This is a genomic window from Pseudomonas sp. R1-1, assembly GCF_051132135.1.
GTDB lineage: Bacteria > Pseudomonadota > Gammaproteobacteria > Pseudomonadales > Pseudomonadaceae > Aquipseudomonas.
Map to the genome: position 1 here is coordinate 2,358,154 of NZ_CP071663.1, position 13,923 is coordinate 2,372,076.

General features: G+C 59.0%; 12 protein-coding genes. 8 read left to right on the plus strand and 4 right to left on the minus strand.

From position 1 onward, the window contains the following. Positions 1 to 54 precede the first annotated feature (54 nt). The gene (locus J3P75_RS10715; protein ID WP_434710311.1) at positions 55 to 336 is read right to left on the minus strand and encodes a cold shock domain-containing protein; all 282 of its coding nucleotides are present in this window, start codon (positions 334 to 336) and stop codon (positions 55 to 57) included. Positions 337 to 560: 224 nt separating this feature from the next. Here J3P75_RS10715 and clpS point away from each other — a divergent pair, with 224 nt between their 5' ends. Beyond that, positions 561 to 944, plus strand: coding sequence for an ATP-dependent Clp protease adapter ClpS (gene clpS, locus J3P75_RS10720; protein WP_011334948.1), 384 nt, complete (start codon positions 561 to 563; stop codon positions 942 to 944). A gap of 30 nt (positions 945 to 974) precedes the next feature. After that, complete coding sequence (clpA, locus tag J3P75_RS10725; protein WP_007964841.1) at positions 975 to 3,245, plus strand: ATP-dependent Clp protease ATP-binding subunit ClpA; 2,271 nt, start codon at positions 975 to 977, stop codon at positions 3,243 to 3,245. Positions 3,246 to 3,929: 684 nt separating this feature from the next. Here clpA and infA read toward each other — a convergent pair. From infA to aat, 3 genes are all read right to left on the minus strand, one after another. Next, on the minus strand, positions 3,930 to 4,148 hold the full coding sequence (infA, locus tag J3P75_RS10730; protein ID WP_002553999.1) for a translation initiation factor IF-1: 219 nt from the start codon (positions 4,146 to 4,148) through the stop codon (positions 3,930 to 3,932). Between the two features lie 112 nt (positions 4,149 to 4,260). Next, a complete protein-coding gene (locus tag J3P75_RS10735) occupies positions 4,261 to 4,968 on the minus strand; it encodes an arginyltransferase (protein ID WP_434597203.1) in 708 nt (235 codons plus the stop codon). A 58-nt stretch (positions 4,969 to 5,026) separates the two neighbouring features. After that, positions 5,027 to 5,707 (minus strand): leucyl/phenylalanyl-tRNA--protein transferase, encoded by a 681-nt coding sequence (gene aat, locus J3P75_RS10740; protein WP_434710313.1) that lies wholly within the window; start codon positions 5,705 to 5,707, stop codon positions 5,027 to 5,029. A gap of 488 nt (positions 5,708 to 6,195) precedes the next feature. On the opposite strand from aat, the gene J3P75_RS10745 reads away from it, so the two are divergent. The 6 genes from J3P75_RS10745 to cysG all read left to right on the plus strand — a co-directional run bounded on the left by J3P75_RS10745 (position 6,196) and on the right by cysG (position 13,862). Beyond that, positions 6,196 to 8,625 carry a DNA translocase FtsK gene (locus tag J3P75_RS10745; RefSeq protein ID WP_167359897.1) on the plus strand — a complete coding sequence of 810 codons (2,430 nt, stop codon included), beginning with the start codon at positions 6,196 to 6,198 and terminating at the stop codon, positions 8,623 to 8,625. Between the two features lie 74 nt (positions 8,626 to 8,699). Beyond that, positions 8,700 to 9,320, plus strand: a complete 621-nt coding sequence (lolA, locus tag J3P75_RS10750; protein ID WP_090284343.1) for an outer membrane lipoprotein chaperone LolA — start codon at positions 8,700 to 8,702, stop codon at positions 9,318 to 9,320. A 154-nt stretch (positions 9,321 to 9,474) separates the two neighbouring features. After that, complete coding sequence (locus J3P75_RS10755) at positions 9,475 to 10,797, plus strand: replication-associated recombination protein A (RefSeq protein WP_434710315.1); 1,323 nt, start codon at positions 9,475 to 9,477, stop codon at positions 10,795 to 10,797. Continuing rightward, positions 10,797 to 11,171: a fluoride efflux transporter CrcB gene (crcB, locus tag J3P75_RS10760; protein ID WP_203418609.1), complete on the plus strand. Its 375-nt coding sequence runs from the start codon at positions 10,797 to 10,799 to the stop codon at positions 11,169 to 11,171. The genes J3P75_RS10755 and crcB overlap by 1 nt, the downstream gene beginning before the upstream one ends. 15 nt (positions 11,172 to 11,186) lie before the next feature. Next, on the plus strand, positions 11,187 to 12,467 hold the full coding sequence (serS, locus tag J3P75_RS10765; protein ID WP_434710317.1) for a serine--tRNA ligase: 1,281 nt from the start codon (positions 11,187 to 11,189) through the stop codon (positions 12,465 to 12,467). Next, entirely contained in the window at positions 12,468 to 13,862 is a 1,395-nt protein-coding gene (cysG, locus tag J3P75_RS10770) for a siroheme synthase CysG (RefSeq protein ID WP_090284335.1), read from the plus strand. Positions 13,863 to 13,923 lie beyond the last annotated feature (61 nt).

Consider the following 13,923-nt stretch of genomic DNA (forward strand, 5'->3'; position numbering starts at 1 on the left):
CCTGAGTCGAGAGATCGAGTCAGGCGGTTTTTTATGGCTAATGGCGCTAAGGCGTCAGCTGGATACCGTTTGAGCTTGCGGGACGATTTTGGGTACAACTTTTGGGACTTCGACCGGGGTGATTTTTACCGCATGCAAGCCTTTGGGACCTTGTATGATTTCGAAATTCACCAGTTGCCCCGCTTTGAGAGTTTTGTACCCGTCCATTTCAATGGCAGAGTAGTGCGCAAAGAAATCGATGTCCTTCTTATCCTCATCGCGGCCTTCGTGGGTGTCGGTATTAATAAAACCGTACCCCTTGGCATTGTTGAACCATTTCACCTTGCCGACAGCCATGCTCAAATCCCTCTGCAACAGTCTCCATCGCTGGAGTATCATCCCGTTCATCCGCAGTCGAATTCGATAAAAGAATTGACTCCGCGGATCTTTTTTACCCACTGTGGGCTCTATTGGTTGTAACACCGTTTTCCCGATAGTCAAGGTGACCGGGCCGTCGGAGTTGAAAACGCAGGCAACCGCCCCCACCACTGTATTTGCACAACTGACGAACCTTTCTTTCCATGCATGCAATCAGCCAGATTCGACTAACATTCAATCAGGATCGCCCGCTTCTCCAAAAGGATCTTCCACAGGAGCACGACGACGATTCGGCAGGCGTTGCTGTTCAGGAAGCGAAGCCTGCATTACAGGCGCCGCCGATGTACAAGGTGGTTTTGTTCAACGATGACTACACACCGATGGATTTCGTCGTCGAAGTGCTCGAGGTGTTTTTTAACCTGAATCGCGAGCTGGCGACCAAGGTCATGCTGGCCGTCCATACAGAAGGACGAGCAGTATGTGGAGTGTTTACCCGCGACATCGCCGAGACAAAGGCCATGCAGGTCAACCAGTACGCCAGGGAAAGCCAGCATCCGCTACTCTGTGAAATCGAGAAGGACGGTTAATCGCCGACCACTTGGGTATGAGGTGAAGCTATGTTAAACCGCGAGCTCGAAGTCACCCTCAATCTAGCCTTCAAGGAGGCTCGTTCGAAGCGTCATGAGTTCATGACCGTCGAACATCTCCTGTTGGCCCTATTGGACAATGAGGCTGCCGCCACCGTTTTGCGTGCCTGCGGCGCGAACCTCGACAAACTCAAGCATGACCTGCAGGAGTTCATCGACTCCACCACGCCATTGATCCCCGTCCACGACGAAGATCGTGAAACCCAGCCAACCCTGGGCTTCCAGCGTGTGCTGCAGCGTGCTGTTTTCCACGTACAGAGCTCCGGCAAACGCGAAGTGACTGGCGCCAACGTGCTGGTTGCAATCTTCAGTGAGCAAGAGAGTCAGGCCGTATTTCTGCTGAAACAGCAGAGCGTAGCGCGCATCGATGTCGTCAACTACATCGCCCACGGCATTTCCAAAGTGCCGGGGCATGGCGATCACTCTGAAGGTGAACAAGATATGCAGGACGACGAGGGCGGTGAGTCTTCTTCTTCAGGCAATCCTCTGGATGCTTATGCCAGCAACCTCAACGAGCTCGCGCGCCAGGGTCGTATCGATCCGCTGGTCGGCCGCGAATCGGAAGTCGAGCGTGTCGCGCAGATTCTCGCGCGTCGGCGCAAGAACAATCCGCTGCTGGTCGGCGAGGCAGGCGTGGGTAAAACCGCGATTGCCGAAGGCCTGGCCAAGCGCATTGTCGACAATCAGGTGCCGGACCTGCTGGCCAACAGCGTCGTTTACTCGCTGGACCTTGGCGCTCTGCTGGCAGGCACCAAATACCGCGGTGATTTCGAGAAGCGCTTCAAGGCGCTGCTCAATGAGCTGAAAAAGCGTCCGCAGGCGATTCTGTTCATTGACGAGATCCACACGATTATTGGTGCCGGTGCTGCGTCAGGTGGCGTCATGGATGCCTCGAACCTGCTCAAGCCGCTGCTGTCGTCTGGCGACATTCGCTGTATCGGCTCGACGACGTTCCAGGAATTCCGCGGCATCTTCGAGAAGGACCGTGCCCTGGCGCGTCGCTTCCAGAAGGTCGATGTGGTCGAGCCGTCAGTGGAAGACACCATCGGTATCCTGCGTGGTCTCAAAGGCCGTTTCGAGCAACACCACAACATCGAGTACAGCGATGAGTCGTTGCGCGCCGCTGCCGAACTGGCTTCGCGCTACATCAATGACCGGCACATGCCGGACAAGGCCATCGATGTGATCGACGAGGCGGGCGCCTATCAGCGTCTGCAACCGGTGGAGATGCGCGTCAAGCGTATCGAAGTGCCGCAGGTCGAAGACATCGTGGCGAAGATTGCGCGGATTCCGCCGAAGCACGTCACCAGTTCGGACAAGGAATTGCTGCGTAATCTGGAGCGTGACCTGAAGCTGACGGTGTTTGGTCAGGATGCAGCGATCGATTCGCTGTCGACTGCAATCAAATTGTCACGCGCCGGGCTTAAATCGCCGGACAAGCCAGTCGGTTCGTTCCTGTTTGCAGGGCCGACCGGTGTTGGTAAAACCGAGGCTGCGCGCCAGTTGGCCAAGGCGTTGGGGATTGAACTGGTTCGTTTCGACATGTCCGAGTACATGGAGCGTCACACCGTCTCGCGTCTGATTGGTGCGCCTCCAGGGTATGTCGGCTTCGATCAGGGCGGTCTGTTGACCGAAGCGATCACCAAGCAGCCGCATTGCGTGTTGCTGCTCGATGAAATCGAGAAGGCGCACCCGGAAGTCTTCAATCTGCTGCTGCAGGTGATGGACCACGGTACGCTGACCGACAACAACGGGCGCAAGGCGGATTTCCGCAATGTGATCGTGATCATGACCACCAACGCCGGTGCTGAAACGGCTGCTCGCGCTTCGATCGGTTTCACCCATCAGGACCACTCGTCCGATGCGATGGAAGTGATCAAGAAGAGCTTCACGCCGGAATTCCGCAACCGTCTGGATACCATTATCCAGTTTGGTCGCCTCAGTCATGAGGTTATCAAGAGCGTGGTGGACAAGTTCCTTACCGAGCTTCAGGCGCAGCTGGAGGACAAGCGTGTGTTGCTTGAGGTGACTGACGCGGCGCGCAGTTGGCTGGCGGCCGGTGGTTATGACTCGGCGATGGGTGCACGTCCTATGGCGCGTCTGATCCAGGACAAGATCAAGCGTCCGCTGGCGGAGGAGATTCTGTTTGGCGAGCTGGCCGAGCATGGCGGTGTGGTGCACATCGACATCAAGGATGGTGAGTTGACGTTTGACTTCGAAACTACGGCGGAGATGGCCTGACGGCTGTGGTCTAAGAGGGCGCCTTCGGGCGCCTTTTTTTGTCTCGGAATTGGGGACATATCCGTTGCTGCGGTAACGGCTGCTTAGGGTTCCGCTCTTACAGCGGGTCACCTTTTTCAAACGCCAAAAAGGTAACCCAAAACGCTTGCTCCTGCGTTCGGCCCTCGCAGGCTCGGGTCCCTTCGCTCCGGGACCGATCCGGGCGCAGCGGCTACGGTTTGCTTCGCTGCACCTACTTCCGCTGTGTCTGGCTGCGCCAGACGGTCGCTGCGCTCCCACGCCCGGATCAATCCCTGCGCTCAGCCTTCCGATGTCGCCGGTGACGCAAGATCAAGATCAAGAGCACTCGAGCTAACGCTCATTGTTGAGTGGTTAGAGGCGGGTGGTTGGCTTGGGATTTATGGTGGATTTGCCCTCACCCCAGCCCTCTCCCCCTGGAGAGGGAGCTGATCGGTGTTGGCTTTGAAATCGTGTACGACTCGGTATTTCAAGTTGGCGCAGCTCTCGCAATCACCGCGGTCAGTCCCCTCTCCCTCTGGGAGAGGGCTAGGGTGAGGGGCTTTTGACGTTGCTTTTGATCTTCGAGCAATTCAAGCACAGCCGCAGCAAAAGGATCTGCACCGAAACCCAAACCCCAGACACAAAAACGCCCGGCTAAAAGCCGGGCGTTTTGTATTGACTTGATTAACGAGCGCGGTAGGTGATGCGCCCTTTGCTCAAGTCATAGGGCGTCAGTTCGACGCGCACTTTGTCACCGGTAAGAATACGAATGTAGTTCTTGCGCATCTTGCCGGAAATATGCGCGGTTACGACGTGCCCATTTTCCAACTCCACACGAAACATGGTGTTGGGCAGGGTGTCGACGACAGTGCCTTCCATTTCGAAGCTGTCTTCTTTCGACATGCAGTAAAGCCCTCGGTATCCAGTGAATGGCCCGGTGCAACTGCGCCAGGCAAAAGCGGCGTGCATTGTGCCCGAAAAATGGGGTTTACGCCAAGGGGTTTGAGCTTTTGCTTTAGTTGAGGATGACCCAGCGCTGATTGATCAGCAGTTCGATCGGGCGATATTGCGTTTTGTAGTTCATCTTTTTGCAGTTCTTGATCCAGTAGCCGAGGTAGACCGCCTCAAGCCCCAGGCGCTGGCTCTCGGCGATTTGCCAGAGGATCGCGAAACGTCCCAGACTGCGGCGTTCTTCGGCCGGTTCGTAAAAGGTGTAGACCGCCGAGAGGCCGTTAGGCAGCAGATCGGTCACCGCTACCGCCAGCAACCGTCCGTCGAGTCGGAACTCATAGAAGCGCGAGAAGGGCAGATCGCGAACCAGAAAGGTCGAGAACTGATCACGGCTCGGCGGGTACATGTCGCCGTCGGCGTGGCGTTGTTCGATGTAGCGCTGGTACAGGTCGAAATATTCTTCGCTGAATTGCGGCTTGCCCGGACGTACCTGCAAATCGGCGTTGCGTTTGAAAATGCGTTTTTGCTGGCGGTTCGGCAGGAACTGCGCGACCGGGATGCGCGCAGGCACGCACGCATTGCAATTCTGGCAATGGGGGCGGTACAGATGATCGCCGCTGCGACGAAAGCCCATTTCCGACAGGTCTGCGTAGACATGCACATCCATGGGCTGGCTCGGATCGAGAAACAGGGTTGTGGCCTGCTCCTCGGGCAGATAACTGCAAGAGTGGGGCTGAGTGGCATAGAACTTCAGGCGCGCCAACTCGGTCATGAATCAACCCTCGGAATAAGCTGGTGGATTAAGTGTAAGCCACCTGCGCAAAAGTCGCTCAGCAAACCCAGGTCGCATGATTGGGTTGATCCAGATGTCGCGCGAGATAATCGGCAAAATGCTCGCGGGGAATCGCTTGCGCACCGAGGCTGTGCAGATGCTCGGTCGGCATCTGGCAGTCGATCAGCACGAAACCGGCCTCTTTCAGATGGCGCACCAGTGTGGCGAAGCCATATTTCGAGGCGTTGTCGGCGCGGCTGAACATTGATTCGCCGAAGAACAGTTGGCCCATCGCCAAGCCATACAGGCCACCGACCAGTTCGCCCTGATCGCGCACTTCCACTGAGTGGGCGAAGCCGCGACGATGCAGTTCGATGTAGGCGTCTTGCATAGCCTCGGTGATCCAGGTGCCATCGGCATAATCCCTAGGCGCGGCGCAGGCGCGAATCACCGCTTCGAAATCCTGATCGAAAGTGACCTGGTAGCGTTCCTTGCGCAGCAGTTTGCCGAGGCTGCGCGAAACGTGCAGCTCGTCGGGAAACAGCACGGTGCGTGGATCCGGCGACCACCAGAGAATCGGCTGGCCTTCGGAAAACCATGGAAAGCAGCCATGGCGATAAGCCTGGATCAGACGATCGGCAGACAGATCACCGCCAGCGGCGAGCAATCCGTTGGGCTCGCGCATGGCCTTTTCCAATGGCGGGAAGGTCATGGAGTTACGTTGTAACCAAGTCAGCATGGCATCCAGGCTTGCAGAAGGGGAGGGCGGGCAGCGCGCGCGGCGCTGCAAAAGAGTTTGCCGCGAAACGGCGCCGATGTCCTGCACAGTTCTCTGGCGCGGTAAGTTTTGTGTTGCAACTTGGTATGTCCGTCGTGGTCGTAAGCGTCAACGTGGTGACGCGCGGCAAGCGGCGCCGCCGGGCAGATATCGGCTGCTTCGCTACGTTCATCAAATAGCCGTCATAAGCCTTTGTCACAAAAGGTAAATGCATGCTCAAATTGCGTCGCAGCCTCTGTGCGCTTGGCTATGCTCAATCACGGGGCTTGAACCATGGCGTCGAACGCACAAACCCGTACAATGGCGGGTTATCAGGCAACGTTGGTCATGTGCTGTGTTTATAAAAAGCGCGGCGTAATGTTAAAAGTAGTTCCGTTTGCGCTCGTTTGATTTTTTACCTGCCTGGATTGGGCAGTTTTTTATCGTCATTCAATAGATGGACGCGCCTTGTGCGCAGGAAAAGAAGCGTTTTGAAGAAATCCACCGAAGCACCCAAAACAGTCGTTCCGCTCTGGCGCCAACAATTGCACTACCGGCTCAAGGAAGGTGCATTGATCGCCATCGGTGCCTTGTGCCTGTTCCTGATGATGGCTTTGCTGACCTATGGCAAGGACGATCCGGGCTGGAGCCACAACAGCAAGATCGATGACGTGCAGAATTTCGGCGGTCCGGCGGGCTCCTACAGCGCCGACATCCTGTTCATGGTGCTCGGTTACTTCGCCTACATCTTCCCGCTGTTGCTGGCGATCAAGGCGTATCAGATCTTCCGTCAGCGCCACGAGCCGTGGCAGTGGAGTGGCTGGCTGTTCTCCTGGCGCCTGATTGGTCTGGTATTTCTGGTGCTGTCCGGCGCGGCGCTGGCGCATCTGCATTTCCATGCGGCGTCCGGCCTGCCGGCGGGTGCTGGCGGTGCGTTGGGCGAAAGCCTCGGTAATCTGGCGAAGAATGCGCTGAACATTCAGGGCAGCACGCTGCTGTTCATCGCGCTGTTCCTGTTCGGTCTGACGGTGTTTACCGATCTGTCGTGGTTCAAGGTGATGGACATCACCGGCAAGATCACGCTCGACCTGTTCGAACTGTTTCAGGGTGCGCTCAATCGCTGGTGGGCGGCACGCACCGAACGCAAGCAACTGGTCGCGCAACTGCGAGAGGTCGATGATCGTGTGCATGACGTGGTTGCTCCCACGGTCACCGATAAGCGCGAACAGGCCAAGGTCAAGGAACGCCTGATCGAACGCGAGCAAGCCCTGAGCAAGCACATGTCCGATCGCGAGAAGCAGGTGCCGCCAGTGATCGCCCCGGCGCCGGCCAAAGCGCCCGAGCCAAGCAAGCGCGTGCAGAAAGAAAAACAGGTGCCGTTGTTCGTCGACAGCGCTGTAGAAGGCACGCTGCCGCCGATCTCGATCCTCGATCCGGCGGAGAAGAAGCAACTCAACTATTCGCCGGAATCCCTGGCGGCGGTCGGGCATCTGCTGGAAATCAAACTCAAGGAATTCGGCGTCGAAGTCGCGGTGGATTCGATCCATCCCGGCCCGGTGATTACTCGTTACGAAATTCAGCCTGCGGCTGGCGTCAAGGTCAGCCGCATCGCCAACCTGGCCAAGGATCTGGCGCGTTCGCTGGCGGTGACCAGCGTGCGGGTGGTTGAAGTAATTCCAGGCAAGACCACGGTCGGTATCGAGATACCCAACGAAGACCGGCAGATCGTGCGCTTCTCCGAGGTGCTGTCGACGCCCGAGTACGACAACTTCAAGTCGCCGGTCACCCTGGCCCTCGGCCACGATATCGGCGGCAAACCGGTCATCACCGACCTGGCGAAGATGCCGCACCTGCTGGTTGCCGGTACCACCGGTTCCGGTAAGTCGGTGGGCGTGAACGCAATGATCCTGTCGATCCTGTTCAAGTCCGGCCCGGAAGACGCCAAGCTGATCATGATCGACCCGAAGATGCTCGAACTGTCGATCTACGAAGGCATTCCGCACCTGCTGTGCCCGGTTGTGACCGACATGAAAGACGCCGCCAATGCCCTGCGCTGGAGCGTTGCCGAAATGGAACGGCGCTACAAGCTGATGGCCAAGATGGGCGTGCGTAACCTGTCCGGCTTCAATGCCAAGGTCAAGGAAGCCCAGGATGCCGGGGAGCCGTTAAGCGATCCGCTGTACAAGCGCGAGAGCATCCACGACGAAGCGCCGCTGCTGCAAAAACTGCCGACCATCGTTGTGGTGGTCGACGAATTCGCCGACATGATGATGATCGTTGGCAAGAAGGTTGAAGAGCTGATCGCCCGTATCGCACAGAAGGCCCGTGCCGCGGGCATTCACTTGATCCTCGCGACCCAGCGGCCGTCGGTAGACGTGATCACCGGTCTGATCAAGGCCAACATTCCGACCCGTATGGCGTTCCAGGTGTCGAGCAAGATCGACTCGCGGACCATCATCGACCAGGGCGGCGCGGAACAACTGCTTGGCCACGGTGACATGCTGTACATGCCGCCGGGCACCAGTCTGCCGATCCGGGTTCACGGCGCGTTCGTGTCCGACGATGAAGTTCACCGTGTGGTCGAGGCTTGGAAACTGCGCGGCGCACCGGAATACAACGACGACATTCTCAACGGTGTCGAAGAAGCCGGCAGCGGTTTTGAAGGCAGCAGCGGTGGCGGCGACGGCGATGATCCGGAAGCCGATGCGTTGTATGACGAAGCCGTACAGTTTGTGCTGGAAAGCCGTCGCGCTTCGATTTCCGCGGTACAGCGCAAGCTGAAGATCGGCTACAACCGCGCAGCCCGAATGATCGAAGCCATGGAAATGGCCGGCGTGGTCACTTCGATGAACACCAACGGTTCCCGCGAAGTCCTGGCCCCGGGCCCGGTGCGCGACTGAGTCGAAACCCTTTTTGCACAAGGATGGCGCAATGACGCGCCGTCCTCTCCCAACGAATATTCAAGAGGACTCCCATGCGTCTTATCCGCATGCTGTTGCCAGTACTGGCGCTGACCACGCTCACGGCCCACGCCGATGACAAGGACGTGGCGCGTCTGACCCAATTGCTGGAAACATCCAAGACCCTGAGCGCGAACTTCTCGCAGCTGACCCTCGACGGCAGCGGCACCCAGTTGCAGGAAACCACCGGCAACATGACCCTGCAGCGTCCGGGCCTGTTCTACTGGCACACCAATGCCCCGGCCGAGCAGACCATGGTTTCCGACGGCAAGAAAGTCACTCTGTGGGACCCGGACCTGGAACAGGCGACTATCAAGAAACTCGACGAGCGCCTGACCCAGACCCCAGCGCTGCTGCTGTCCGGCGACGTGTCCAAAATCAGCCAGAGCTTTGACATCAGCGCGAAAGAGGCGGGCGGTGTGATCGACTTCACCCTCAAGCCGAAAACCAAAGACACCCTGTTCGATAACCTGCGCCTGTCGTTCCGCAACGGTCTGCTCAACGACATGCAACTGATCGACAGTGTTGGCCAGCGCACCAATATCCTGTTTACCGGGGTCAAGGCCAACGAAGCGGTGCCGGCCTCGAAGTTCAAGTTCGACATTCCCAAGGGTGCCGACGTCATCCAGGAATAAACACAAAACCCCTTGTAGGAGTGAGCCTGTTCGCGATTCGATCTGTCAGTCACCACTTAGTTGTCTGATCCACCGCTATCGCGAGCAGGCTCACTCCTACAAAATCAAAAGCATGAATGGCAACCTGTTCAAATAGAGGTTTCAACGCTACGTGATGGATCTGTTTCGCAGTGCACCGATTGCCCAGCCACTGGCCGCGCGTTTGCGTGCGACCAATCTGGACGAGTACGTCGGTCAAGAACACGTGCTCGCACGTGGCAAGCCGCTGCGCGAGGCGCTGGAGCAGGGTGCTTTGCACTCGATGATCTTCTGGGGGCCGCCGGGCGTGGGCAAGACCACCCTGGCGCGATTGCTCGCGGAAGTCTCCGATGCGCACTTCGAAACGGTCTCGGCGGTGCTCGCCGGGGTCAAGGAGATCCGTCAGGCCGTTGAAATCGCTAAACAGCAGGCCGGTCAATATGGCAAGCGTACGATCCTGTTCGTCGATGAAGTCCACCGTTTCAACAAGTCCCAGCAGGACGCCTTCCTGCCTTACGTGGAAGACGGCACGCTGATTTTCATCGGCGCCACCACGGAAAACCCCTCGTTCGAACTCAACAACGCGTTGTTGTCGCGCGCCCGCGTCTATGTGCTGAAAAGCCTCGACGAAGCGGCGCTACGCAAGCTGGTGGGCCGCGCGCTGAGCGAAGAACGCGGCCTCGGCAAGCGCAATATGACCCTCAGCGATGAAGGTTTCCAGATGCTGCTGTCCGCCGCCGATGGCGATGGCCGGCGCCTGCTCAATTTGCTGGAAAACGCCTCGGACCTGGCCGAAGACAACAGTGAGATCGGCACCGATCTGTTGCAAAGCCTGCTCGGTGATACCCGTCGCCGTTTCGACAAGGGCGGTGAAGCGTTCTACGACCAGATTTCTGCGCTGCACAAGTCAGTGCGCGGTTCCAATCCTGACGGCGCGCTGTACTGGTTCGCGCGGATGATCGACGGCGGTTGCGATCCGCTTTATCTGGCCCGGCGCGTAGTGCGCATGGCCAGCGAAGACATCGGCAACGCTGACCCGCGCGCGCTGAGCCTATGCCTGGCAGCGTGGGAAGTGCAGGAGCGTCTCGGCAGTCCGGAAGGCGAGCTGGCCGTGGCCCAAGCAATTACTTATCTGGCCTGTGCGCCGAAAAGCAACGCGGTGTACATGGGCTTCAAGACCGCCTTGCGCGCGGCGGCGGAAAACGGCTCGCTGGAAGTGCCACTGCACCTGCGCAATGCGCCGACCAAACTGATGAAGCAATTGGGTTACGGCGATGAATACCGCTATGCCCACGATGAACCGGATGCCTACGCGGCCGGCGAAGACTATTTCCCGGAAGAGCTAGAACCGATTCCGTTCTATCAGCCGGTGCCGCGAGGCCTGGAATTGAAGATCGGCGAGAAGCTCAATCACCTCGCTCAACTCGATCGTCTGAGCCCAAGACAGCGGAGAAAATAGTGGTCCCATTGATTGTTGCGGTCTCGGTCGGCGGTGTTGCCGGCACCCTGTTGCGCTTCGCCACCGGCAATTGGGTCAGCGCCAATTGGCCGCGGCACTTCTATACCGCGACGCTGGCCGTTAATATCGTGGGCTGTCTGTTGATTGGCGTGTTGTACGGCCTGTTTTTGATACGCCCGGACGTGCCGATCGAGGTGCGTGCCGGGTTGATGGTCGGCTTCCTCGGGGGGCTGACGACTTTTTCATCCTTTTCACTGGATACGGTGCGCCTGCTGGAAAGCGGGCAGGTGCCGCTGGCCCTGGGCTATGCGGCACTCAGCGTATTCGGCGGGCTGCTCGCGACGTGGGCCGGCCTGTCCCTGACCAAACTTTGATAACGAGAAACCGACATGCTCGATTCCAAACTGTTACGTAGCAACCTTCAGGACGTAGCGGACCGCCTGGCTTCCCGTGGCTTTGCCCTGAACACCGCGCGCATCGAAGCGCTGGAAGAACAGCGCAAGACCGTCCAGACCCGCACCGAAGCACTGCAGGCTGAACGTAACGCGCGCTCCAAATCCATCGGTCAGGCCAAGCAGCGCGGTGAAGACATCGCGCCACTGATGGCGGATGTCGAGCGCATGGCGGGCGAGTTGAGCGCCGGTAAAGTCGAACTGGACGCGATCCAGACCGAACTGGACTCGATCCTGCTGGGCATTCCCAACCTGCCGCACGAATCCGTGCCGGTCGGCAAGGACGAAGACGACAACGTCGAAGTGCGCCGCTGGGGCACCCCGACGCAGTTTGATTTCGAAGTGAAAGACCACGTTGCCCTGGGCGAGAAATTCGGCTGGCTGGATTTCGAAACTGCGGCCAAGCTATCTGGCGCACGTTTCGCCCTGTTGCGTGGCCCGATCGCCCGTCTGCACCGCGCGCTGGCGCAGTTCATGATCAACCTGCACGTCAACGAGCACGGCTACGAAGAGGCCTACACGCCTTATCTGGTCCAGGCGCCGGCACTGCAAGGCACCGGTCAGTTGCCGAAGTTCGAGGAAGACCTGTTCAAGATCGCTCGCGAAGGCGAGGCCGATCTGTACCTGATCCCGACCGCCGAAGTGTCGCTGACCAATATCGTTGCCGGCGAAATCGTCGACTCGAAGCTGCTGCCGATCAAATTCGTTGCCCACACTCCGTGCTTTCGTAGCGAAGCCGGCGCGTCGGGTCGCGATACGCGCGGCATGATTCGTCAGCACCAGTTCGACAAAGTTGAAATGGTGCAGATCGTCGAACCGTCGCAATCGATGGAAGCGCTGGAAGGCCTGACCGCCAACGCTGAAAAGGTTCTGCAATTGCTCGGTCTGCCTTACCGCACCCTGGCGCTCTGCACCGGCGACATGGGCTTCAGCGCGGTCAAGACTTACGATCTGGAAGTGTGGATCCCGAGCCAGGACAAGTACCGCGAAATTTCCTCGTGCTCCAACTGCGGTGATTTCCAGGCCCGCCGCATGCAGGCGCGTTTCCGCAACCCGGAAACCGGCAAGCCTGAACTGGTACACACCCTGAACGGCTCTGGTCTGGCTGTCGGCCGTACGCTGGTTGCGGTGTTGGAAAACTACCAGCAGGCTGACGGTTCGATCCGCGTGCCTGACGTACTCAAGCCGTACATGGGTGGCCTTGAGGTCATCGGCTAAATGAAATATCTGCCGCTGTTTCACAACCTGCGCGGCAGTCGTGTGTTGGTGGTCGGCGGGGGGGAAATTGCCTTGCGCAAATCCCGCCTGCTGGCCGATGCCGGTGCGCTGCTGCGGGTGGTCGCACCTGAAATCGAACCGCAACTGGCCGAACTCGTCGCTGCCAGTGGCGGCGAATGTGTGCTGCGTGGCTACGTTGAGGCGGACCTAGACGGTTGCGGGCTGATCATTGCCGCCACTGATGACGAAACGCTCAATGCGCAAGTCTCGACGGATGCGCATCGACGTTGCGTTCCGGTCAACGTGGTCGACGCGCCGGCCCTGTGCAGCGTGATCTTCCCGGCGATCGTCGATCGCTCGCCGTTGATCATCGCCGTGTCCAGTGGCGGCGACGCGCCGGTGCTGGCGCGCTTGATTCGCGCCAAGATCGAAACCTGGATTCCCTCGACTTATGGCCATCTGGCCGGGCTCGCTGCGCGGTTTCGCAATCAGGTGAAAAACCTGTTTCCGGATGTGCAGCAGCGTCGCGGTTTTTGGGAAGACGTGTTTCAGGGGCCGATTGCCGATCGGCAACTGGCCGGGCAGGGCGCCGAAGCCGAGCGTCTGCTGCAAGCCAAGATCGATGGCGAAGCGATGGTCACCACGGGTGAGGTCTATCTGGTCGGTGCCGGGCCGGGCGATCCGGATTTGCTGACCTTCAAGGCCTTGCGCCTGATGCAGCAGGCCGATGTGGTGCTCTACGACCGCCTGGTGGCTCCGGCAATCCTCGAACTGTGCCGTCGCGATGCCGAGCGGGTGTACGTCGGCAAGCGCCGTTCCGAGCATGCGGTGCCGCAGGAGCAGATCAATCAGCAACTGGTCGATCTGGCCAAGGCCGGCAAGCGCGTCGTGCGGTTGAAGGGTGGCGATCCGTTCATTTTCGGACGTGGCGGCGAAGAGATCGAAGAACTCGCGGCCCACGGCATTCCGTTCCAGGTCGTCCCGGGAATCACCGCCGCCAGTGGTTGCGCGGCGTATGCCGGTATACCGTTGACCCATCGCGATCACGCGCAGTCGGTACGCTTCGTTACCGGCCACTTGAAGGACGGTTCCACCGATCTGCCATGGTCCGACCTGGTCGCGCCGGCGCAGACGCTGGTGTTCTACATGGGCCTGGTGGGGCTGCCGATCATCTGCGAGCAATTGATCAAGCATGGTCGTTCGGCAGACACCCCGGCGGCGTTGATCCAGCAGGGCACCACGGTCAACCAGCGGGTCTTCACCGGCACGCTGGCCGACTTGCCGCGACTGGTGGCGGAGCATGAAGTGCATGCGCCGACACTGGTGATCGTTGGTGAAGTGGTGCAACTGCGCGAAAAACTGGCGTGGTTTGAAGGGGCTCAGGCGCAGGTCTAAACACCGCGTCGCCCGCATCGCCAGCAGGCTGGCTCCCACAAGGATTTCTGCACGACGCAGA

Excerpts from the sequence above, each read along its gene's own strand:
- clpS (WP_011334948.1), top strand. The coding sequence starts at position 561 with ATGCATGCAATCAGCCAGATTCGACTAACATTCAATCAGGATCGCCCG.
- J3P75_RS10735 (WP_434597203.1), bottom strand. The coding sequence starts at position 4,968 with ATGACCGAGTTGGCGCGCCTGAAGTTCTATGCCACTCAGCCCCACTCT.
- clpA (WP_007964841.1), top strand. The coding sequence starts at position 975 with ATGTTAAACCGCGAGCTCGAAGTCACCCTCAATCTAGCCTTCAAGGAG.
- J3P75_RS10755 (WP_434710315.1), top strand. The coding sequence starts at position 9,475 with ATGGATCTGTTTCGCAGTGCACCGATTGCCCAGCCACTGGCCGCGCGT.
- infA (WP_002553999.1), bottom strand. The coding sequence starts at position 4,148 with ATGTCGAAAGAAGACAGCTTCGAAATGGAAGGCACTGTCGTCGACACC.
- lolA (WP_090284343.1), top strand. The coding sequence starts at position 8,700 with ATGCGTCTTATCCGCATGCTGTTGCCAGTACTGGCGCTGACCACGCTC.
- J3P75_RS10715 (WP_434710311.1), bottom strand. The coding sequence starts at position 336 with ATGGCTGTCGGCAAGGTGAAATGGTTCAACAATGCCAAGGGGTACGGT.
- aat (WP_434710313.1), bottom strand. The coding sequence starts at position 5,707 with ATGCTGACTTGGTTACAACGTAACTCCATGACCTTCCCGCCATTGGAA.
- serS (WP_434710317.1), top strand. The coding sequence starts at position 11,187 with ATGCTCGATTCCAAACTGTTACGTAGCAACCTTCAGGACGTAGCGGAC.
- cysG (WP_090284335.1), top strand. The coding sequence starts at position 12,468 with ATGAAATATCTGCCGCTGTTTCACAACCTGCGCGGCAGTCGTGTGTTG.